The sequence below is a fragment of the Pedobacter sp. HMWF019 genome (assembly GCF_003061025.1).
Lineage (GTDB): Bacteria > Bacteroidota > Bacteroidia > Sphingobacteriales > Sphingobacteriaceae > Pedobacter.
Genome location: NZ_QAIL01000602.1, coordinates 1 through 549 on the forward strand (window position 1 = coordinate 1; position 549 = coordinate 549).

Below are 549 nucleotides of genomic sequence, written 5' to 3' on the forward strand. Positions count from 1 at the left end.
GTTTAATGATAATGATATTTTTAGATCTTTTTATCTTAAGGACTTTTTGATGCCCAAGCTGAGCATTTATTATTCAAGAGATTATATGCTTGGTGTGGATTACTGGAAGTATCATGGGAAAGAACTGGAACCTAAATTGATCAGCAAAAGTGATCTGGCTGTTGCTAATTCTCTTTATCTTGCCAATTATTGTAAAAAATATAATCCGAATTCTTATTATGTTGGACAAGGTTGTGACTTAAGCTTGTTCAGAGACACACCAGCTTTACTTGTGCCAGATAAAATTATTGCTATTAAAGGTCCTAGAATTGGATTTGTAGGCTCTTTGAATAGTGACAGGCTGGATATTGAAATATTAGTCCATATAGCTAAAGAGAGACCTAATTATAACTTAATTCTTGTGGGACCTCCTGATGAGAAGTTTCTGAAAAGTGAATTGACAGCACTGGAAAACGTTCATTTTATTGGACTAGTTCCAGAGGCACATTTACCTTCTTACATTAAAGGATTTGATGTTTGCTTAAACCCTCAATTGGTTAATGAAATTAC

1 pseudogene is annotated in these 549 nt (G+C 33.7%); it reads left to right on the forward strand.

What is annotated here, in order from left to right:
• Positions 1 to 49: 49 nt before the first annotated feature.
• Positions 50 to 549, forward strand: a pseudogene (locus DBR11_RS28530) (glycosyltransferase); the annotation flags it as partial.